General features: G+C 35.6%; 21 protein-coding genes and 1 pseudogene. 3 read left to right on the plus strand and 19 right to left on the minus strand.

The window, feature by feature from the left end:
- Window positions 1-21 precede the first annotated feature (21 nt).
- The 8 genes and pseudogenes from BPMYX0001_RS15620 to spoVFB form a co-directional block, all read right to left on the minus strand.
- Window positions 22-2,421 carry a DNA translocase FtsK gene (locus BPMYX0001_RS15620; protein WP_033799694.1) on the minus strand — a complete coding sequence of 800 codons (2,400 nt, stop codon included), beginning with the start codon at window positions 2,419-2,421 and terminating at the stop codon, window positions 22-24.
- A gap of 213 nt (window positions 2,422-2,634) precedes the next feature.
- Window positions 2,635-2,838: a YlzJ-like family protein gene (locus tag BPMYX0001_RS15625; RefSeq protein WP_018782288.1), complete on the minus strand. Its 204-nt coding sequence runs from the start codon at window positions 2,836-2,838 to the stop codon at window positions 2,635-2,637.
- Window positions 2,835-3,584 (minus strand): ClpP family protease, encoded by a 750-nt coding sequence (locus tag BPMYX0001_RS15630; protein ID WP_003203721.1) that lies wholly within the window; start codon window positions 3,582-3,584, stop codon window positions 2,835-2,837. Before BPMYX0001_RS15630 ends, BPMYX0001_RS15625 begins: the two co-directional genes overlap by 4 nt.
- A gap of 101 nt (window positions 3,585-3,685) precedes the next feature.
- Window positions 3,686-5,356: a ribonuclease J gene (locus BPMYX0001_RS15635; RefSeq protein ID WP_006095695.1), complete on the minus strand. Its 1,671-nt coding sequence runs from the start codon at window positions 5,354-5,356 to the stop codon at window positions 3,686-3,688.
- A 444-nt stretch (window positions 5,357-5,800) separates the two neighbouring features.
- Window positions 5,801-6,679: a 4-hydroxy-tetrahydrodipicolinate synthase gene (gene dapA / locus BPMYX0001_RS15640; protein ID WP_003203717.1), complete on the minus strand. Its 879-nt coding sequence runs from the start codon at window positions 6,677-6,679 to the stop codon at window positions 5,801-5,803.
- Between the two features lie 11 nt (window positions 6,680-6,690).
- On the minus strand, window positions 6,691-7,923 hold the full coding sequence (dapG, locus tag BPMYX0001_RS15645; protein ID WP_018782290.1) for an aspartate kinase: 1,233 nt from the start codon (window positions 7,921-7,923) through the stop codon (window positions 6,691-6,693).
- A gap of 23 nt (window positions 7,924-7,946) precedes the next feature.
- Window positions 7,947-8,993 carry an aspartate-semialdehyde dehydrogenase gene (asd, locus tag BPMYX0001_RS15650; RefSeq protein WP_003203711.1) on the minus strand — a complete coding sequence of 349 codons (1,047 nt, stop codon included), beginning with the start codon at window positions 8,991-8,993 and terminating at the stop codon, window positions 7,947-7,949.
- Between the two features lie 149 nt (window positions 8,994-9,142).
- Window positions 9,143-9,331 (minus strand): annotated as a pseudogene (gene spoVFB / locus BPMYX0001_RS15655) (dipicolinate synthase subunit B); the annotation flags it as partial.
- Between the two features lie 199 nt (window positions 9,332-9,530).
- Here spoVFB and BPMYX0001_RS32705 point away from each other — a divergent pair.
- Genes BPMYX0001_RS32705 through BPMYX0001_RS15665 form a run of 3 tightly spaced genes read left to right on the plus strand, consistent with a single transcriptional unit; the run spans window position 9,531 to window position 10,646 of the window.
- Window positions 9,531-9,680, plus strand: coding sequence for a hypothetical protein (locus BPMYX0001_RS32705; protein WP_157753625.1), 150 nt, complete (start codon window positions 9,531-9,533; stop codon window positions 9,678-9,680).
- On the plus strand, window positions 9,649-10,056 hold the full coding sequence (locus BPMYX0001_RS15660; protein WP_240516973.1) for an AHH domain-containing protein: 408 nt from the start codon (window positions 9,649-9,651) through the stop codon (window positions 10,054-10,056). Before BPMYX0001_RS32705 ends, BPMYX0001_RS15660 begins: the two co-directional genes overlap by 32 nt.
- Window positions 10,057-10,073: 17 nt before the next feature.
- Entirely contained in the window at window positions 10,074-10,646 is a 573-nt protein-coding gene (locus BPMYX0001_RS15665) for an imm11 family protein (protein WP_033799055.1), read from the plus strand.
- Window positions 10,647-10,730: 84 nt separating this feature from the next.
- Here the strand turns inward: BPMYX0001_RS15665 and BPMYX0001_RS15670 are convergent, their stop codons facing one another.
- The 11 genes from BPMYX0001_RS15670 to BPMYX0001_RS15720 all read right to left on the minus strand — a co-directional run bounded on the left by BPMYX0001_RS15670 (window position 10,731) and on the right by BPMYX0001_RS15720 (window position 20,482).
- The gene (locus tag BPMYX0001_RS15670; RefSeq protein WP_006095700.1) at window positions 10,731-10,937 is read right to left on the minus strand and encodes a hypothetical protein; all 207 of its coding nucleotides are present in this window, start codon (window positions 10,935-10,937) and stop codon (window positions 10,731-10,733) included.
- Entirely contained in the window at window positions 10,937-12,031 is a 1,095-nt protein-coding gene (locus tag BPMYX0001_RS15675) for a response regulator aspartate phosphatase (RefSeq protein ID WP_033799056.1), read from the minus strand. Before BPMYX0001_RS15675 ends, BPMYX0001_RS15670 begins: the two co-directional genes overlap by 1 nt.
- A gap of 158 nt (window positions 12,032-12,189) precedes the next feature.
- Window positions 12,190-13,248: an N-acetylmuramoyl-L-alanine amidase gene (locus tag BPMYX0001_RS15680; RefSeq protein WP_006095702.1), complete on the minus strand. Its 1,059-nt coding sequence runs from the start codon at window positions 13,246-13,248 to the stop codon at window positions 12,190-12,192.
- Between the two features lies 1 nt (window position 13,249).
- Complete coding sequence (locus BPMYX0001_RS15685) at window positions 13,250-13,519, minus strand: BhlA/UviB family holin-like peptide (RefSeq protein ID WP_003204293.1); 270 nt, start codon at window positions 13,517-13,519, stop codon at window positions 13,250-13,252.
- Window positions 13,520-13,554: 35 nt separating this feature from the next.
- Window positions 13,555-14,043: a hypothetical protein gene (locus BPMYX0001_RS15690; protein WP_006095704.1), complete on the minus strand. Its 489-nt coding sequence runs from the start codon at window positions 14,041-14,043 to the stop codon at window positions 13,555-13,557.
- 169 nt (window positions 14,044-14,212) lie between these two features.
- Window positions 14,213-14,437 carry a hemolysin XhlA family protein gene (locus tag BPMYX0001_RS15695; protein ID WP_003210100.1) on the minus strand — a complete coding sequence of 75 codons (225 nt, stop codon included), beginning with the start codon at window positions 14,435-14,437 and terminating at the stop codon, window positions 14,213-14,215.
- 145 nt (window positions 14,438-14,582) lie between these two features.
- The gene (locus tag BPMYX0001_RS15700; protein WP_033799057.1) at window positions 14,583-15,977 is read right to left on the minus strand and encodes a BppU family phage baseplate upper protein; all 1,395 of its coding nucleotides are present in this window, start codon (window positions 15,975-15,977) and stop codon (window positions 14,583-14,585) included.
- A complete protein-coding gene (locus BPMYX0001_RS29545) occupies window positions 15,974-16,939 on the minus strand; it encodes a tail fiber domain-containing protein (protein ID WP_006095707.1) in 966 nt (321 codons plus the stop codon). The genes BPMYX0001_RS15700 and BPMYX0001_RS29545 overlap by 4 nt, the downstream gene beginning before the upstream one ends.
- Before the next feature lie 16 nt (window positions 16,940-16,955).
- Complete coding sequence (locus tag BPMYX0001_RS15710; RefSeq protein WP_006095708.1) at window positions 16,956-18,302, minus strand: phage portal protein; 1,347 nt, start codon at window positions 18,300-18,302, stop codon at window positions 16,956-16,958.
- Window positions 18,303-18,318: 16 nt separating this feature from the next.
- Window positions 18,319-19,983, minus strand: a complete 1,665-nt coding sequence (locus tag BPMYX0001_RS15715; protein ID WP_033799697.1) for a terminase large subunit domain-containing protein — start codon at window positions 19,981-19,983, stop codon at window positions 18,319-18,321.
- Window positions 19,955-20,482 carry a P27 family phage terminase small subunit gene (locus BPMYX0001_RS15720; RefSeq protein ID WP_006095710.1) on the minus strand — a complete coding sequence of 176 codons (528 nt, stop codon included), beginning with the start codon at window positions 20,480-20,482 and terminating at the stop codon, window positions 19,955-19,957. The genes BPMYX0001_RS15715 and BPMYX0001_RS15720 overlap by 29 nt, the downstream gene beginning before the upstream one ends.
- Window position 20,483 lies beyond the last annotated feature (1 nt).

The following is a 20,483-nucleotide window of genomic DNA, read 5'->3' on the forward strand; positions in this document are numbered from 1 at the left end:
TTAGTNACAGTGGCTTTTTTATTAAGAACTTTTTTCTTGTATATCTTTAATCAAAACTTCTCTCGGCTTACTACCTTCATAAGGTCCAACTACACCATTCATCTCCATCGCATCAATTAAACGCGCCGCACGTGTATATCCCACTCGGAATCTACGTTGTAACATAGAAACAGAAGCCGTCTGCATTTCTACAACAAGCTGAACCGCTTCATCATATAATTCATCTTCTACTTCTTGTCTTGTTTCTGGTACATCCTGTGGAATCATGTCCTCTTGATATTGCGCTTTTTGTTGTCCAACAACATATTCCACAACTCTTTCCACTTCATCATCTGATAAAAATGCACCTTGTACACGAACTGGTTTCGATGCTCCAATTGGTATGAACAGCATATCCCCTCGTCCTAATAATTTTTCAGCGCCTCCGCCATCAAGAATCGTTCGAGAGTCAGTTTGTGAAGACACAGCAAACGCAATACGTGATGGAATATTTGCTTTGATAACACCTGTAATAACATCAACAGATGGGCGCTGCGTCGCGATAATTAAATGAATACCAGCAGCACGTGCCATCTGTGCTAGGCGCATAATTGCATCTTCTACATCTGAAGAAGCAACCATCATTAAATCGGCCAACTCGTCCACGATAACAACAATGTATGGAAGTTCAGGCTGTTTTGCTTCTGATTGTTCATTATGATGTCTAATGTATTCATTATATCCTTCAATGTTACGCGTTCCGCTATGAGCAAATAATTCATAGCGACGCTCCATCTCACTCACAACTTTTTTCAAAGCTTGTGATGCTTTTTTCGGATCCGTTACAACAGGTGTTAATAAGTGCGGAACGCCATTATATACGTTCAACTCTACCATTTTCGGATCAATCATCATTAATTTGACTTCATGTGGTTTGGCACGCATTAAAATACTAACAATAATACCATTAATACATACACTCTTTCCACTACCAGTCGCTCCAGCTACTAATAGATGGGGCATCTTATTTAAACGTGCTAATACTGCTTCACCAGTAATATCACGCCCAAGACCAATTAATAACTTTTCTTCCGGATGATTATTCGCTTTCGAATCAAGTACTTCTCTAAGCGTTACCATAGAAACCTCTGAATTTGGAACTTCAATCCCTACCGCGGATTTCCCAGGAATAGGGGCCTCAATACGAATATCTTTCGCAGCTAATGCGAGTGCTAAATCATCACTCAAACTAACAATTTTACTTACCTTTACTCCCATATCAGGATACACTTCATATTTCGTAACTGCAGGTCCTTTATGCACTTTCGTTACTTTTGCCTTTACACCAAAACTTTGAAAAGTACGTTCCAACTTACGAGCATTTTCATAAATTTTCTCATTTTCATTTGTAACCTGTTTATTTTTTGGGAACTTCAATATATCGATAGAAGGAAGCTTGTAATCTTTGTTTTCCACATTTGAAAATCGCATTGGAAGAGCTTTTGTTTCTCCTTCCAGAGATTCAACAATTTTTTCTCCTCGTTTCTTTTGTGTTCGTTCTTTTGATGCAGATGGAATCTCTTCCTCTGCCATAGAAGGCGGCGCAATCAACTCATTTGCAATCTCATCTTCACTTTCCTTATCTTTTTCTTCACTAACTGGATAGTTCTCTGTAAAATTCGAAATAATTGGCGGTCCAATTTCTATCTCTTCTAACGGCTCAGTAATTTCTTCTTCGCTATCAAAACGTTCACTACGCGTACGCCTTGTCGTTTTTTTCTTTTCTGTTTGTTCAGCAGTACGTTTCGATCTCCAATCCTTGTAATCCCCTTGCATCCCCTGAAATTGACTTCTGAGTATTCGTCCAACCGGGGCTAACACTTCCCCAATGTGTTTGTTTGTAATGCAAAGTATACCAAGAATAACAAGAATGATACCTATAATGTAGGCTCCTACTTCATCAAACAAAAAGTAGCATGTAGCAAACATAAGGGCACCAACCATCCCCCCGCCTAAGTGAACGGACTCTACTACACCTTTCTTCATCTCATAAAAAAATAAATCTTTTGTACTGACAATCACAGATGTATTTTCTACGGTTCCTTCTTTTGAAAGCAAATTAAATAATGTAATATGACTAAACATTACTATTGCTAATACAATTAAATAGACACCGATTAACCGTTTATTTAAAAGGTTTGGCCATGCGCGCTTTATAACAAATGCAATCGATAATGCAATCACACCAAGCACACCAATTATGTACCATTCACCAAAGAAAAAGCGAAAGAAGAAAACAAACGATTTCCCTACAATACCTAGCTGTAAAATTGTAATGATTGAAAGTGCAAAAAGAGTCAATCCGACGATTTCGTAATACAAAGTTGGCTTTATCGTACGTCTTGCTTTTGATTTCGTCCCTCTTTGCTTTTGTTTTGCCATTTCTTCACCCCAAGTCCAAAAATTAAGTACGACTTTCATTCATTGAAAGTATTCTCTACATGTTGTTCATCACATCTTCTAGATCTGTTCATTTGACATTTTACACTTCTTGTAAAATGTCAAATAAACAGAAGAAAGCAGCCTAATCATGGCTGCTCAACCGTCTTGTTTTTTATATTATACCATAGCTTCTACACAAAATCCTGCTTTTTGCTAAAAGGTTATTTTCTGGCCTGGTTCATACTGTAAGTAGTGGGATGGATTTGTACTTAGCACACGAACAACGGAATAATATTGACTACCCTCTTCAGATACAATCATCTCTACTCCATTTACATTCACTATTTTTTGTTGTTCATACTGTGAATAATCAGCCTGATAAACAAGTTGCTCTGGCATAATTGTATACAAAATCATTGCAGCAACTTCCCGTCTTGATTTCCATCTGTTCGCATGTCTATTAATTCATTCAACTTTCGAATCGCATCCCCGATACCACCGACATCATCTATAAGGCCATACTTTACTGCATCTATTCCAATTACATTTGTTCCAATATCTCGTGTTAAATTTCCCTTCGCAAACATAAGCTCTTTAAAACGATCTTCCGTCACTTTTGAGTGTTTTGTTACAAATCGAATTACACGTTCTTGCATTTTATCCAAATACTCAAATGTTTGCGGCACACCAATAACAAGACCCGTCAGACGAACTGGATGAATCGTCATCGTTGCAGTTTCAGCAATAAACGAATAATCTGTTGACACTGCAATTGGCACACCTATCGAGTGCCCTCCACCTAAAACCAAAGATACAGTTGGCTTCGATAATGAAGCTACCATTTCAGAGATTGCCAACCCAGCTTCAACATCACCACCAACAGTATTTAGCAATAAAAGTAACCCTTCAATTTTTGGATTTTGCTCAATTGCCACAATTTGTGGAATTACATGTTCATATTTCGTCGTTTTATTTTGCGGTGGAAGCTGTACATGTCCTTCTACTTGTCCAACAATCGTTAAGCAGTGAATACGCGATTCATTCATTTGTGGAACATTCGTTTGACCAAGTTGTTGGATTTTTTCTATTACTGACGCCTCTTTTGAATCCTCTTTCGGTTCTGCTTCTTTTTCCTCATTTGTTAAACCATCACGTTCTGTCATGTCGCATCCCCTTTCACTCTTATACAACTATTATTTCTTAAGTTGTAAATTTCATGCGATAGGGATAAAAAAGAAAAAACCACCGATAAAGGTGGTTTTTCTTATACTTCCATGATAATTGGTAAAATCATCGGTTTTCTCTTCGTTTCCTCATACAGAAACTGTCCTAATAATTCACGAATATTTTGTTTTAGCATGGACCATTCAATAGAATACTCTTTAATGGACTGTTCAACAATTGTACGTACAATATCTGTAGACCTTTCGATTAACGCTTCAGATTCACGAACATACACAAAACCACGCGAAATAATTTCTGGTCCAGAGATGATCTTTTTCTCATCTTTTCCAAGCGTTACAACAACGACTAAAATTCCGTCTTGTGATAACATCTTACGATCACGCAAGACAATATTTCCGACATCGCCTACACCTAATCCATCAATAAGAACATTACCCGCTTGTACCTTACCAGCTTGCTTTGCCTCTTCGCCCTCAAAAGCAATTACATCGCCCTTTTCTACAATAAAAATGTTTTCTTTCAAGACACCAACATCTTCCGCCAAATACGCATGTGCTTTTTGCATACGAAATTCGCCGTGTACGGGTATAAAATATTTCGGTTTCATTAAATTCAGCATCAATTTCAATTCTTCTTGACTACCATGACCCGAAACATGAACTTTTCTTTCTCCATAATAAACAACTTCTGCACCAGCCCTAAATAATAAATCAATAATTTTAGATACTGATATTTCATTTCCCGGAATTGGAGAAGCTGCAATGATAACTGTGTCTCCTTTACGGATTGAAATTTGTTTATGAGCTTGCTTTGCCATTCTTGAAAGAGCTGCCATCGGTTCCCCTTGACTACCAGTTGTTAAAATCGCTACCTTCTTCTCCGGGAAATTATCTACCTCTTGCAATGAAATAACCATACCATCTGGAACGTCTAAATATCCAAGACGCCTTGCAATATCTACCACTTTTACCATACTACGACCTACAACGGCCACTTTACGGCCTGTTTCAGCAGCTGCATCAAATACTTGTTGAATACGATGTACATTAGATGCGAAAGAAGCAACGATGATACGTCCTTCTGCATTATAAAATACTTTTGAAATTTCTATACCAACTTCTTTTTCAGACCCCGTGTAACCAGGACGTTCAGCATTTGTACTATCTGATAACAGACAAAGAACGCCTTCATTTCCAATTTGCGCCATCTTTCCAAGGTCTGCCCCACTGTTGCCAATTGGTGTTTGGTCAAATTTAAAATCTCCTGTATATACAATGGCTCCTTGTGATGTATGGAAGCACACACCAACAGAATCTGGGATACTGTGTGTTGTTCCAAAGAATGAAACCGTTGTCGTATTAAATTCTACAGCCGAATTCGAATCAATTGTTTTTAAGTCTACACGGCCTAGCATCCCCGCTTCACCGAGTTTTTCTTGTATAAGACCTACCGTTAACTTCGTTGCATACACCGGGATGGAAAGTTTGCGCAGCACATAAACAATTCCACCAATATGATCTTCATGACCATGTGTAATAAATAAACCTTTTACTCGCTCTTGATTTTCTACTAAATATGTAATGTCAGGGATAACAATATCAATTCCAAACATTTCGTCTCCCGGGAACATCAATCCTGCATCCACAATAAAAATTTCGGAATCAATTTCCACACAATACATATTTTTCCCGATTTCACCTACTCCACCAAGAGCAAATACCTTTACAGAATCAATCTCTTTTCTCTTCATGTTGTTGCCTGGTTTAAAAATCTTACAAACACTGATTTCACTAAAATCGTAGAGACACCAGGGAAGCTCTACAATCACCATATATTCACCGTCCAAGACGAATGTCCTTACCGTTATGCGATATCATGTTCTTGTTCGTTTTTTAAACCAGGTTTCACCTCTCTTTCATTATATAAATCAAATATCTTATGCGATATGATATAAAAATTCCGTTAAACCATAATTTTTTCCAATTTTGCTAAGCATACCCGTACTAAGCTACTTAGCCATATTATAACTGATACCAGAAATAGAACACAAGTTAATTTACGAGAAAGAGAAGAGAAGCATAGAAATTTTATATAAATTGAACTACCCCCACCTTCATTTCGTTTAGAGGAGGGGGTCTTCTCGGTTAAAATGATAAATAAAAAATGGCCTAGTTTTTACTAAGCCATTTTTTATTTAGCGAGGAATCGATTGGATTACTTCTTGTAATGTTAATCGTTCTTCTTCTGTTAATGGAAGAAGTGGAAGACGTACAGATCCTACGTCTAATCCAACCATTTGTAACGCTGTTTTGACTGGAGTTGGGCTCGGCGCCATAAATAATGCATTTGTCACTTTGACAAGTAACTGATGCAATTTCTGTGCTTTTTTGAAATCTCCTGCTTGGAATGCCGCAATCATTTCTTGCATTTCATTTCCAATCACATGAGATGCAACAGAAATAATACCTTTAGCTCCAACTGCCATAGCTGGTAACGTTAAACCATCATCACCGCTGTATACAGCAAAGTCGTCCGCTGTTTTTTCAATAATTTCTGTCATTGTTAATACATCGCCGCCAGCATCTTTAATTGCAACAATGTTTTGTATTTCTGATAAACGAACAACTGTATCAACGGAGATTTGTACAATAGATCGTCCTGGAACATTATATAGCATAACCGGAAGTTCTGTACTTTCAGCAATTGTTTTAAAATGCTGATACATGCCTTCTTGACTCGGTTTATTATAATACGGCGCCACTAACATAATTGCATCGACACCAACTTCTGTAGCTTTCTTCGTTAATTCGATAGAAGCATGTGTATTATTACTACCTGTTCCAGCGATTACGGGCACCCTTTTATCGACAACAGATACAACATGGCGATATAACGCTACTTTTTCTTCTGATGACAATGTAGGAGACTCTCCGGTTGTTCCTCCTACCACGATTGCTGTTGTACCGTTATCAATTAAATAATTTACCAATTTAGTTGTCTTTGCAAAATCGACGTTTCCATTTTTATCAAACGGTGTTACCATCGCTGTCGCAATTGTCCCAAAATCTATCATGGTCTCACTCCTTATTGTTCCAGTTGCTTTTCTTTTGAAAGCTCAAACGCACTATGCAATGCATTCACAGCTTCCACTAAATCTACTTCTTTTACAAGCACCCAAATAGTCGTATGACTATCTGCCGATTGTAAAATTTGAACACCTTTTTCTGCCAATGCTGTGACAATTTTCGCAGTAACCCCTGGAATACCTGCCATTCCAGCTCCTACAATAGATACTTTTGCACAGTGCTCCGTCACGATCGGATCATATCCAAGCTTATGAAGAACTTCAACAGCACGACTTGATACATTATCATTTACTGTATAAGCCACACCTGTAGGCGAAATGTTAATTAAGTCTACACTAATTCCTTCATTTGCCATCTCTTTAAAAACATGCTTTTGTAAATCATACGATCCGTCTTTTGCAAGCACTTTAATTTGCGTCACGTTTGATACGTGAGCGATACCTGTAACAGGTCGTTCTTCTACGTCACGGCCTTTTGTAGCACCATCATATGCAGCAATAAGTGTCCCTTCACTATCAGAGTACGTGGAGCGCACACGAAGTGGTACTTTTGCATGCATTGCAATTTCAACGGCGCGCGGATGAACAACTTTTGCACCTTGATAAGCCATGTTGCAAATTTCATTATATGTTACGTTTTGAAGATGACGCGCATCCTTTACAATCCTTGGATCAGCAGTCATCACACCTTCTACATCAGTAAAAATATCGATATATTCAGCTTGAAGCGCAACACCTAGTGCTGAAGCTGAAGTATCACTACCTCCGCGTCCAAGTGTTGTCGTATCGCCTTCTTTAGTTCGCCCTTGGAATCCAGTAACAACAACAGCATCTACGTTTTGTAACTCTCCATGTATACGATCACAATTCATTTCAATAATCTTTGCATTCGTAAAATCATCATTTGTTACAAAACCAGCTTGTGCACCATTTAGTGCTGCTGCTTTCACACCATTTTCATTTAGCATATTTGAAAAGACGATTGCCGAGATTAATTCTCCGCATGATAATAATAAATCTTGCTCACGTTTTGAAATGCTAGATTCCTGTTGATTTACAAGACTTAATAATGTATCCGTTGCATATGGTTCACCTTTACGTCCCATAGCTGATACAACCGTAACTACTTTATAACCAGCATCTAATGCTTTTTTAATATGGTGAAGCGCATGCTTACGTCCGTTTTCATCACGTACCGATGTACCACCAAATTTTTGAACAATAATTTTCATTTTTTGCACCTTCTCTTAGCCGTTTACACTAATTGTAATTTTACTAATCGTTCTGCAATTTGAACAGAGTTCCATGCAGCACCTTTTAATAAGTTATCAGATACGACCCAAAGATGGAATCCTTTTTCATTATTTAAATCTTTACGAATACGCCCAACAAATACTTCATTTTTCCCTACCGCAGTAGATGGCATTGGATATAATTGTTCTGCTGGATCATCTTGCAGTACAATTCCTTCCGCATCCGCAAGCAAGTTTTTCAGTTCTTCTACAGTTACGCCTTCTTTTTCCACTTCAATGTAAACGGACTCAGAATGACCTGATACAACTGGCAAACGTACACATGTCGCTGCTACTTCTAACTCGGGCATATGCATAATTTTTTTCGTTTCATTAATCATTTTCATTTCTTCAAATGTAAATCCATTATCTTGAAACTTATCAATTTGTGGAATGGCATTAAAAGCAATTTGGAAATGTTTTTTGTCACCTGATACAGGTAAAACATTTGCTTTTACTTCTTCTCCATTTAAGATTGCTTGTGATTGTTCATGAAGCTCTTCAATTGCAGCAGCACCTGCACCTGACACCGCTTGATATGTGGAAACGATTACTCGTTTTAAACCAAACTGCTGACGAATTGGTTCAAGAGCAACTACCATTTGAATTGTAGAACAGTTTGGATTTGCAATGATACCACTATGTTCTTTTAAGTCATTTTCATTCACTTCAGGTACAACAAGTGGTACATTTTCTGTCATACGGAATGCACTTGTATTATCAACAACAATTGCACCACGTTTTGCTGCTTCTGGTGCTAGTTGTTTCGATACAGATCCACCTGCACTAAAGAGTGCAATATCGACTCCTTCAAAGCTTTCAGGAGTTGCTTCTTGTACTGTGAATTCTTCTCCTTTAAATACAAGCTTCTTGCCTGCAGAACGTTTAGATGAAAGTAACGTTAACTTCCCAATTGGAAATTCTCGTTTCTCTAAAGTATTTAACATTTGTTCACCAACTGCGCCGGTTGCTCCAACTACAGCGACATGAAAAGATTTTTCCTTTTCCATCACTATGCCCCTTTCTAGATACCAATCCTTCTATACTTAGAATTAGAAGGAGTATAGAGTACTCCTTCTAATCTTAATAACATTAATTTTATCATATTCTGCGATAAGAATGATGGTTTCGTAAAAAATTGTCTGTTTTTTTTCGTTTTTTAATTCATATATCTGAATTTTTCTACAACAACTGGCTGTAATTGCTTCCCTTCTATTGCTTCTATAATTGTATCTTCAAGAAGTTCCATACGAGCTACCATTGAATTTGGTTTTTTTTCTGGTGCATCTTGCCCAAATGGCACAAAATAAATATGTTTTGTCGCCATTAAACGCATAAGGTTTACACCAACATGATTACAACAAAAATATTTACTTTTTCAATTTCTTCTATTATATATAAACATGATGAGGAATTAAAAGAGAAACATACACAAGTGATTGATTTACTTGGACGAGCTAAAAACCTCTAAAGTAATGTTATAAGAATGTAACATTTACATTTATCTCCTTAAATTGGTATTATTCACTTATTAAGGAGGGAGATTTTTGAGTTTAAATATGTATTTAGGGGAAGTACATACCCAAACACAAAGTATGAATGCTGTATGTACCGCTACCATTCAAGGTATGGAACAAGCCATTCAGTCGATTGATGCTTTTGCAATTGATACTGCTCTACAAGGACAAACATACTAAAGTATTACGTGAAGAACTTAAGAACGCAGGGATTGACCCGCCTCCATATCCTAATGCAGCACATCATATTGCCCCTTGGAATGATAAAAGGGCGAAGCAAGCTCAAAAATTATTGGAATATTTCAAGATACATCATGATTCTGCTGCTAATGGAGTGTTTCTTCCAGGGTATGGGGCAGAAGGGCATAAATATGTAACTACTGAAGTGCTACATATAGGTAGCCATGGCCCAGAATATATAAGAGAAGTAGAAAGAACACTTCAATATATTAAAGATATTGGTGGTACTCAAGCTGATGCTGTTGATGCCTTACATGATATAAGAGAACAACTATTGAAGGGCACATTAAAACTAAATACACCAAAAAACAAATGACTTTTCAGGAGGATACAATGAAGATCTGGGAATTACGAGGCTCTGTGAATGATTATGAATCTTTTCAACTACTAAATTTTGATCAAGACCATGAAAAATATTTTGATGGGAAATTTGATTTAGCAAAAAGTTTATCTAATTCATGGGGAGATATACTGATTGAATGTGTAGAAGAAGGTAAACAAAGTGATTGTCCACATTTTTGGGGAAGGAATGGTACATTACTTATTAGTAATAAGGCAAAAAAACTTTTAGAGGCTTTAATAGGGCATGATGTTGAATTTCTTCCTTTAATACATAATGCTACTAATGAACCCTACTATGCCGTTCATGTATTAAATCATTTAGATGCAATTGCTAATACCAATTCAATCTTTAAAAAGTTAAGAAGCGGCTTAATAGTTGGTTGTGAAAAATATTCCTTTATATCCAATGTTGTAGAAAACGAAGATATTTTCAAAGTATTTTTAAATAATCATGTTTATTCAATTTCAGTTTTTGTATCAGATAAGTTCAGAAATGCAATTTTAGAAAGTGATTTAACAGGTTTTGAATTTGTTGAGGTATGGGATTCGGAATCGAACATGTAAAACAAAGTCCTAAAACAGAAGGATGGCAAAAAAGAAGAACGCCTTGTAGTGAGGGTAAACGTTCTTCTTTTACTGTAAATTCACTTAAATTTCTTTTGCTACAATGCCTCCACCGTTTCCATGCGCATTAGAAGGCGAACCACCATCACCTCTATTATAAGCAGGTGCAGGTGTATCCCCTATATTGTAAACCAAATCCGGTCTTTGTGGTGCAGGTGTGTCACCTTCAGCCATTGATAATAAACCAAATGACGTAACCGTTAATAGTAGTACTGCTTTAAGTTTTTTCATTACACTAAGGCCCCTTTTTCTTCATATTTCTTTCTTGCTTCATTACTCATGTAAAAATACTTACTTGCTTTTTTCTCGTTTTCTTTCTTATAAAACATAGTTGCTAATATTTCCGTGTATTCTTGTACGCAACGTGTTAAACCTTCTGCTTCGAAATAGGAAATCCCTTCTAAAACAACACTTTCCAACGTTAGAGAATCAGAACCATTATTCATTGCCTTTAGGATATTAAAGCGGTGCACGTATTCCTTATTTTCTATCTTAGTACAAGCTGCAAGCCCTTTTTCAATTAGTGCATTAGCCTTGTTGCGTTCACCCAATTTATAATGTTCCCTAGCCTGTAAGAACATAGCTTTATAATGGTTTGGAAGGTGTTCTATAACCTCTGATAAATGACGAATAGCTAAATCTGAAAGGTTTTGATTTGCATATAACCAGCCTAAATTATTTCTAATACGTAACAGTAGTTCCGTGTTATCAATCTTTTTAACAATATCAATAGCTTTATTTAAGTGTTCTTCAGCTTGTTCAAACTGCCTTATCTGTATACACGTTAAGCCGAGGACGTTCTCGCATAAAGCAATGTTAATGTCATAGGAGTTAGTTTTGCTGAAAAAGTCTTTTGCTTTACTAGCATATGAAATAGATGGTAGGGGTTTATAAATTTGGTAATAGAAAGCTGCCAACCTATAATTAAATTCTGCTTTTTCTAATTCGGTCGGCACATGCATTAATAGTTTTTCCGCTTTCTCAAAATGTTCCCCAGCTTCATTGTATTGCGCAAGAATTGTGCTGTGAATTGCTTTGAAAAAGTGATAATAATAGGATAGAAAGCTGTTATCAGGTATATCAAAGGAGTTAATTTCATTAAAATTATCTTTTGTAATGTTAAGCCCACCTGTTAGTACTTTATATCTAAAATTTAATAATGAATAATATAGTAGTAGGTTTTCGTCTTCTTTTATACTAGAAAGTTTGTCTTCAATTTCTTGTTTAAATTGTTTTGCTTTTTCTACTTGTTGTTGTAACATTGATTGATACCAAGCATCTAATATTTGCTTGATTTGCTCTTTAGTTATTATATGTGCGCTCATAACAAGCCATCCCCCTTATTTTTTTATCTTTAATTCACTAAATATTAACATATTTATAGATATTTTATAGAATCCCCTCTTTTAAACTACTTGAAAAATAATTGTCAGAATACTTCTATGGGAGTGAAAATAAAAAAACCGACTCATAAGAGCCGGATTTAGTGTGACTTTACATATACATAGGCTTCACTTGCTGTAATAAAGTATGTTTTACCTTTACTATTGTGTACTTTGTACTGTGATGATCCATTGACAGTTACTTTTTCATCGATTGTAAACCCTTGTCCTGCATCTAAGGTACCAGCAACGTCTTTATCCTGCCAAGATGGAGAGTCATAGAAACGTAGTTTGTCCACTTTGGACACAATACGCTTTCCTGCAATCGGATTAACTGGCTCTTTCTTCTCAAACTTGATGTAAGAAGGATTGTTATATACCCATTGATTTCCTCCAAGATTTAACCAACCATCTTTTTCTCCCCACACTTGGTATGATTCTGGTTTATTTAACTGACGAATAACAGAGTAACTTGCACCTGCCCCTTTACGAAGATTTACATTATAACCTTCAATATATGCAATACCTTCCACATTCGCCACTGGTTCGCCTGGTTTAGATGGTTGCTCGGGAACAGAAACGTCACCATTATTATATGCACGTTTTACATCAGCACGGAATTGCGCTTCTGATACACCATGACTACGTAAGTAATCAAGTGGATCTTCATGGTCTGTGCCGCCAAGGTATTTCGTTACATCATAGTGTGTCCACAATCCTTTTTCTACAGATAGATTGTTATCTTTTAAGATTTCAGCTAATAATTTAACGTACTTTTCATATGAGCGCTTAAATTTTCCATAGTCTGCAGTTTCGCAAAGTTCAACATGTACAAAACGCTTATTAGCACCTGAACCAGCCCCATAAGCGATATACTTTGTATCAGCAATTTGAATTGTTTCATTCCAATCTACTGCATAATGCACGAAAGCCGAACGCCAAGTACGAGACTCATACTTTTGAATATTAATAGCTGGAGCTTCTGAAGTTGCTGTACTATGTGCCACAACACCCTCATATGCACCAACACCATATCTATACGGCTGCTTAGGTAAATCAGGAATAATAAGCATTCTATCAGCAAAAGCCCCTGTAGTGAAACTAAATAGGAGCAATGAAGTCATAAATACAGAGGAAACTAGTTTCGTTGATTTTCTCATATTATTTCTCACCTTTCGTACCAAGAATTTGTTTGATTTCTGATACATCTTTAGATAGAGAACCAAATGATTTAGCTTGTTCTTCAATGACTTCCTGGTTCTTTTCAATGACTTGTTGATACTTATCTTCTCGCTCTTTATTTTCTTGACGAGTAGAATCTAATAACTCTTTACTCTCTTTCCTTGTTGAGAATAAAAGCCAAACAAAAAGAGCGCCAAAAGCGCCCTGTGATAGCATTACATTGAAAACCTGTTCTTCCAATGTTCTCATCTCCTTTTTAACTAATTATATTTTTCTGCTCGTTATCACTTAATTGGATATGATAGCGAGAATGCTACATAGTGAGTCGTAGCTTCTGTGAGATACATAGAGATAGTTCCGTCCTTAGTTACTAACACTGTAACTGCTACAGGTAAGTTAACGTTAGAGGACAGGAAAGCACTTGCCGCAAAGTAAGAATCCTGATGAGGTGCAATATCTGGAGTGATACGTGCAATTACTTGACGGTTTTTAACTGATCGTACAGCTCCTGTGATATGCACCCAGTTCCCATGCTTGCGAAGCGTTAGAGGTGTATCCCCGTCTTGTACTGCATTAGTGACAGGAAGCTCCTCGAAAGCTACATCATCCATATAAAAGAGTCCTTCGCCATCCATCCAAACACTGCTTTCATAATTACCTTTATTTAAGAAGATAGCTTGTGCTTCCTTATCCTCACTGAAGAATCCTGGAATTAATCCGAATTGTTGTTGAATCTCTTTAATTACCTCTTGTTTTAATTCATTGTTAGTCATTATTGAACATCTCCCTTGAATTTTGTTGTTTGATTTTTTGATTCTCTTTAATTGAATCTTACTTTTACCGCATTCTGTCTTATCTTTTCTACATCGTTATCACCTCCTTTCGAGCAAAATAAAAAGAGAGACGATTGTCCCCCTTTATAATCACATTTAAACATATACTTTAAATACCACCTTTTATTATCAATCCTAAAACTGCCATAACTATTGCACTAATAACAATTCGCAAAATCCATGTGGTATTCATGCTAATTTTTTCTAACTGCCTATTAATTGTAGAAATGTCTTTTTCGTTAATAGTTGTACGAGTTTCTAAATTGCGAATATCTCTCATGATTTCTTTTTGTTCCGTTTTTAGGCTGTCAATTTTTTTATATACGTCTTCCATACGCTCACACCTTTCATCCACCTTAATAAATCAATCTTTATATATTATGAGACAACCCTATTCACTGTGAATGTAATTCAGATGTTTGCGTATCAAAGCCGTATTTTATCCAAAATAAAAAAGCCTACTTCTGTACACTTTCTTATTAAACCGCATTATTTTCATCTAAACCTTTTGATAACTGGGTAACGGTAGTTCTTGCTTCCCAAACATAAATCTGATCTTTGTCTTTATTGTTATAAACAACTTTGAATTTTTGCCCTGCTGTAAAGTACCACTGAAAACTACCTGTCATCCTAACCCATTTACTTACATAGCCCGTAATTTCTCCTGCAATTTCATGTTCTTCAATTGTTTTTCTGCTTGCATCTAATATGTGGATTTCAAGTATATGTTCAGCATCCGCTGTTTGGGCTAATGCAGACAGGTAAGCATGTATATCATAGATACCACTTTCTTTAATGTGAAATAGACCACCAGAACGATCTACACTTCTATTAAAACCCCAACGTGGTTTATCGTTAAACTCTACAATCCACTTTCCGCTATTGTAGCGTTTTTCTTTATGAAACCAAACAGCAGCATTAGAAGGAGCTTGAAGTTTATTGTGGATTAAGAGATCAGCTTCAACTTTAACTTTTTTATATTTCGTATCTTTACTAATGACTAGAGCATCAGCTTCTTCTTCTAAAATTGATTTACCATTCAAAAGCAATCTCTTTTCGTCAAATCCCCATAATGAGAACAGTTTTTTCACATCTTCAAATGATGGATGTTCCTGCCATCCTAACCAACCTTTTGCATCATCAATATAATTAGTCCAGAGTTTGTTTTGATAATCTTTTGCAAAAATAAATCCGTAAGTAGGGGAATTTATAAATGAGATACCACGCCACGATTTAGCGTTAGGTGTATTTCCTTGCACACTGCCATGACAATAAATTGTGTTTATCCTTAGTCCTCTGGCTACAATTTCATCAAGAATATTTTTTGTAGGATCACTAACCGAGATTAACGCACCACCTACATCTGTTGTGATTTTTGGCACTTGAACATTATTTGCATTAATTAATTTTGTTAACTCTACGATTAGTTTATTTGTATCATCAATTTCTTTTCTATATCCTGCTACTTGTTCCAAGGCTTTTTCAAAATCAGAAATATAACTTTCCAGTTTGATATTTCCTTCTTTGACATCTCTTCTTAAAACAATTCGGATATCTGGTGTGCTTGTACGTTCTGAATCTCCCTTTTCTATAACAAAATAAGCCATCCATTCGTTAGAAGTTGAGACCGCTTTAGCAGGTAATATATATTCAATGATTCCATTATTTACATCAATAATTTTGGCATCATCCCGAATAAACTGTTTATTATTTGTTGCTTCATACTTTGCTACATATCCAGTTAAATCAACTACTCTACCATTATCTTTTAGATATACAGTTAGTTTTAAACCATTTTTATCATTTTGGCGTAAACGAATGGTTTTTGTGAATACTGGATCAGCCAAATCAATTATAATTACTTCATTTCTCATTTCGTTACGCTCCTTTCAATCGCACCTTTTTCAAGGCGTTTAGGTGGTCTTCTCGTGCGTTTTGATCTTCCTCTATGCTTTACATTTCCTTTAGGCTGTTGTGGCTCTATTTTTTCAATTCTAGCATCTGTTTTTGTTACGTATTCTTGAAACCCTTTTGTTAATTGTGAGAGCATACCATATAAACCTACACCTGTTTCTTCCTCTTCATTTGGAATAACTAAACCATAATGTGTTGAAATTGCATCAGTAGTAATTGGTGGTTCTCCTTCTTTTCGATTCATACGCATATCATAAAGTTTTGCCATATCTGTTTTAAGGTTGTATTGTTTAATATCCCAATCCATTACTTTATCTAATGCACTAAATCCAATATCACGAATGTTTGTCTTGTATTTTTTCTTTGATGATACTTTAAAATCAGCGGCTAAAATCCCACCATAAAATGAACCAGTGCCAGACATAACTTGAAGGTATCCATTTGCAGAATTAGAATTTCGTAGCAAAGAATACTGAAGCACTAAGTCTGTATCACCGCTAGAAGAAGTTTTTACCGAAAAGATTCTCTTTCCGTTTTGATGAAACAGGAATCCTTTTCCTGCTGTAAAATGCATATTCTCTTCAGTCGCTTCAAGCATGAGATTCTTTTTACTTTTCGCTGCGAAATCTGTTGCAGCAGTTAAATTCATGTATGAGTATAATGCATCTATATTTAAAGAATCTTCCGCTTTAATAATCATCTTTCCGTTTTGGTCAAAGAAAATATTTGCTGGAAAGTACAAATCTGTTTTACTTCCGCTTATATACCCTCTTGTGATACCAATACCGCCAGCTTTGGGATATGAGTCAGATTGTTGATATATTGCTACTGCCCCTTGTGAAGCGGTTATATCATCGTTTCCACCTAAAAAGATGGTGGGCTGCATTTCTTTTCTTGAATTTATATAATATCCTAAAAACATACGGGTAATGTCTGACTCAAACAAACGTATAAATTGTTTTGGCTGTAATATTCTTTAACTGTTCTCGCACTTTACTACTTGAGATACCTTCATACCAAGAATACGCTGAAATAGTTCCATACATATATAAGTCTGCTTCTTCAGTATTAGCGCTATTAAGTACCTCAAATCGATTTTGATTTTCGGAATTTCCGTTACTGTCATTCTCATCACCTCCCCCTAATGCTGCTGCATTTTCAACTGATTCATAGTTTTTCGTAACATACCGTTTATTTGCCCATTCCTCATTAATTGGTTCACGTCCTAACATCCGTAAAATATCATTAATTGAATTTGCACCAATTCTAAAGAACACATCACAAGCACTTGCTAGTTGTGTAATATCTACATATTTAATACGACTCGTATCTACTTTTAAATATGTTCGTTCTAAGTACTCTTCCTTCTTATAAAACTTACGATTTATTTCATCTGCAATAAGTTCTACAAGCGGATTAATACAGAACATAAGGAAATTATCTGTTTGCTTGGAGACATCGACAACATCACCTTTTAACATTCCTTTTGGTACATGAAAAGCCATTGAAACAAAATCAATAATGTCATCAACAAGTGCTTTAATATCTCGACTATCTAATTTGTTTCCTTTGGAAGTGTTACTAAAATTCTCTAATGTATATCCATCTTGTAATTGGAACACAGCACCTGCATTATCCGCTTCAAAAAACGCTTTAAACTGTTCATTGAACATTGCATCCATTTGTTGTTGCATTTCTGGTGTTTGCGCTCTTAAAAATTCACCTTTCACCACAACACGCATTGCATTAGAACGCTTATAAATACTTGTAGCAGAAGTAATTAATTTGCCCCAGCTACTATATAAACCATCAATTACATTCATGATATTTTCATCATTTAATTGAAAATAAAAAACCTCACTCTCTTTAAATACCTTTTCGGTAAAAGTGAAGTTTTTAACAGTAACGCCTTTATATATATTTTCTTTTAATGCAAATTCTTCTTTGCTAAAACTATCTGCAATATATAGTTGATCGTTATGCATAATTACTAAACACTCATTATCATAAATTAAATGTGAGACTAAACTATGCATAAATTGTGAAGCATTTTGGTTTTGGTTGGGCTGCACATTAAATAAATAGTGATTTCCCTTTCGAACTTCTATTCCTTTTTCAAATGTTTGAAATTCACAACGAACAAGCGTATTCGCAATTAAATCTACACAAGTATTAACAGCCAGTTTTTTAAAGAAGTAATCTATGGAAGCTTCATAAAAACAACTTTTTAAATCTGCCCTGCTCCTTTTTCCAAACCAACCACCAATCCAATCAATTAACCCCATTCCCTCACCTGCCTTTCTAGTAAGTTCTTACCTTAAATGCATCAACAGAAAATGGTTTTGCTTCTGTTAATTCACTATCTTGTGTTAAAGCATGAGTAAAAGCAAAGAAACCATCTGTTTTCCGTTTCTCTTTATCAATCTTGCAATACTCTTTGTTGCCATTTCCTTTTTCATCTACATAAACATTCCCTACATACAAACGCATTAACGGATCATCACCAAACACAATTAATTGTTTAATAAACATCTCATCAATTAATGGTGCTAATTTTGCATGTGTAATCGGGCCTCTTCTCACAACTTCTAAAGGAATCCCCGTTTCCTTGAATTTCTCCTCTAAGATGGAAGCACGGAAACTATCACAAGCGACCTTCTTGATATTAAATATTTTTGCTTGTTCTAAATACCAATTTACAACACGATCTGCATCAATGGATTTATCATAAACAATCGTACATAAACCTTTTTCTTTTGCAATTTCAATAATATCGGGGTTGATATCTTGCAATTTTAAAGCCATATGATGAATGAAAGTGTGCTGTATCCAATATCTTTTCCCATCATGTTTAAATAACAAACCAACAGAACAAAAGTCTCGAACATCTGCAAAATCAATACCGCCTACTGCATCAATACCCTTTAGATTCTCTGGAAAAGGTTGATCTGTTGCTAATCTATCTTCATAGGTTGCAACCTCTTTTCTAGAATCTTCAACTGGTGAATTCATTCGTTTTGTCATAAATTCAATACGTAATGAACTGTTTTTCTGCATATCGTAGTATTCTTGACGCATTTTTTGTTGTAAAGATGGATTATATCGGTATGATGGATTCGCTTTTTCCCACATTTCTTCATTATCTACTTCTGACGGATCATCTAATTTACAAATGAACGGAAATAATGTGGAATCTGGCAACTCTTTATTTAATACTGCTCTTGCTTCTTCTTTTAAATCATCAAGAACACCACCACGAACATAACCATCTGTAGAAATATAGAAAATACGTGGATCTTTCTTTTTACCAAGACCAGAAGTAAATACCTTTATATTCTTGTAATTGTCATATTCATGTATCTCATCGAAAATAACAATACCAGAACGCTTACCATCTTTTGTTCTAGCATTTGATGTATTGTAGTTCATTTTTGATTTTGTACGTTTATGTTGAATCAATGTTTGAGACTTATAAAAATTCTTCTTCATTTTTTTCTTATGTTTTAGATCATCTAAAACATTGTAAACATCTTCGAATGAGGTTTTTGCTTGATCTTCTGATGTTGCAACAATATCAATATCGTAGTTTGGTATTCCATGATGTGATGTCAGCATAAAAAAACCATCATAACCCATCCAACCATTCTTACCAGCACCACGCCCTAATAAATTAAAAAAGCGATCAAACATCAATCGACCATCATCATAACGAACGCCAAATATAAATGCATTGCAAAACTTCTGCCAAGGGAACAATTGAAAAGGAAAATAAGGTGCTGGAACACTCACTGATTTTTCAATTGCTTCTGCATCTATTACAACGTTTGGTTGATCTAATTTCCATCGTAGAAATTCCATAAGCTGTTTTTGTTCTTTACAAGCTTGAATTTCTCCATTTTCAACCATTCTCATGTAATCATCAATGTAGGGGTGATAATTATACGTCTTCGTCTTCGTCATCATCATCATCCTTATCTACTTCTGTTGCTTTCAATCCTAGTTCTGCTAAAAGTTTAAGCATTTGAGCATTCGTTTTATTTAGTTCACTAATACTTTCATTTTTCTTTTTGCCCCTTTGCTTTCCATTCAACCAATCAACAACAACACCCCTTTCTTCTATATCAAGAATGAGATTGTTTTTAATGTCCCAAAGTGCCATATAGTCAGATACTAAATCAGTATAATGTGCGCCAAATGTTCCGTTTTCTTCTAATTGGTTCATTAAATCCTGTTTGATAGTCTCTTTTAGCTTGTTTATTTTCGGCTTTGGTTTTGTGTGCACCCTTGTTTTTTTAGGTGCAACCTTTTGAACTTTGTGTGCACCCTCTCTTTGCCACCCATATCTCTTTTTCCATGACTTTACGGTATTAATAGAAACAGCATATTTTTCTGCAATGTCCTTATACTTCATACCGCTTAAATAGTCACTGTGAGCGACTTCTTGAGGTGTCGCATTATTATTCATC

This window comes from Bacillus pseudomycoides DSM 12442, from assembly GCF_000161455.1.
GTDB lineage: Bacteria > Bacillota > Bacilli > Bacillales > Bacillaceae_G > Bacillus_A > Bacillus_A pseudomycoides.